At 39.3% G+C, this 1637-nt stretch carries 2 protein-coding genes; both read left to right on the top strand.

Annotated features, from left to right (window positions below):
* Positions 1 to 478: 478 nt before the first annotated feature.
* Positions 479 to 1189 carry an IS1 family transposase gene (locus WBA89_RS22780; RefSeq protein ID WP_424409661.1) on the top strand — a complete coding sequence of 237 codons (711 nt, stop codon included), beginning with the start codon at positions 479 to 481 and terminating at the stop codon, positions 1187 to 1189.
* Positions 1190 to 1477: 288 nt separating this feature from the next.
* Positions 1478 to 1637, top strand: a 160-nt coding sequence (locus WBA89_RS22775) for an RRXRR domain-containing protein (RefSeq protein ID WP_424409662.1), incomplete at its 3' end; no start/stop codon positions are given.

Genomic DNA, 1637 nt, shown 5'->3' with positions numbered 1-1637 from the left:
AGAAGGATTCATCCGCTTCGATGCTAACAGCGTAGCGATATAGTGAACAATTAAGCCACCGTAACCAAAAATTACCACAGTTTCAATTGCGAGGGTGAGAAAATGCTGAATAGGTTGATACATGATTCTAATTTGCAAGTGGAACATCTCTCAAACGCGATCGCGTTTAATATCCAAACCTTTTAATAAAAACAGTTATTTGATTTATTGCAAAACGGTTTTACGATCTATTATTAAGTGGATTGCATTCTCGCATAAAACTAATTAACCAGGGCTTAGGCTTTGTAATGGTGTGGCAAGAGTTTGAGATTCTTCGCATTACTTGCGGAACCTTCGCTACGCTCGTGGTAAACTGCTTGAAGGACTCAGAATGACATAATTAGGCTATTACTGCGTAAGTTCTATTAACGGTAGTCCTGCATAGCAAGGAAAATGTGTTATAATTTTATTTTTTATAACCTACCTTAAATTTTAGCTTATGAACTGTCCCAAGTGTAACTCTGAATACATCTTGAAAAATGGTCGCACTCACTCCGGCAAGCAAAATTTTAAATGTCGAGATTGTGGAAGACAATTCGTCATGACTCCCAGACATCAACCGATTTCATCAGCAACAAAAAAGTTGATAGATAGACTTTTATTAGAAAAGATATCTCTGGCTGGGATTGTGAGGGCGACTGGGGTTTCGGAACGGTGGTTGCAATACTATGTTAATAAAAAATTAGGAGCTGTAAAAAGAGAAGTAGAAGTGAAGTCAAAAAAGAAAGGGAAGCTAACAATTCAATGTGATGAAATGTGGTCATTTGTAGGTAATAAAGATAACAAGCAGTGGATTTGGCTGGCAATTGATGTATCAACTAAAGAAATTGTAGGAGTGTATATTGGCAAAAGAGATCAAGCTGGCGCTCAAGGATTATGGGATTCTTTACCACCAGTTTATCGTCAATGTGCCGTAAGTTATACAGACTTTTGGAGCGCCTGTGGAACAGTTTTTCCTCAAAAAAGACACAAGGCAGTAGGAAAGGAAACGGGTCTGACCAACTATATAGAAAGATTTAATAATACGATGAGACAAAGAATATCTAGATTGGTGAGAAAAACTCTTTCATTCTCCAAAAAACTCTCCAATCATATTGGGGCTATTTGGTATTTTATTCATGAGTATAACGCCAGTTTATCTATCAATTAAAACCCTGGATTTTCCTTGCTATGCAGGACTACCCTATTAACTAAAGCCTTCTGAGAATGCTATCCACCAAACAGCAGACAAGAGTGGACAACCACTTCCAACGCTGGAGAGATAGCCAGCCTCAGTTACAAACTACGTTTCGAGGGTCATGACACCTACAGGTGCTTTCCAGCTTGTAGCCCTGTCGTCAATAGTTAAACATCCCTATTTGGTTAAGGAAGTGCGATTGGCATAACAAGCCCTCAAAACATTGGCGAGGAAAACATTACCCTGCAAGGGAGGACATCCATGTCTAATTTTGTCTTTGTTGTCGATACCAATGGACAACCGCTTAACCCAGTACCACCGGGACAAGCAAGGCGATTGTTAAAACTCCAAAAAGCTGCTATTTATCGACGTTACCCCTTGACGATCGTACTCAAATACACAGTATCCGCTCCCCAAATAC

Source organism: Microcoleus sp., assembly GCF_049646505.1.
Lineage (GTDB): Bacteria > Cyanobacteriota > Cyanobacteriia > Cyanobacteriales > Microcoleaceae > Microcoleus.
This window is presented reverse-complemented; position numbering and strand designations above follow the sequence as displayed.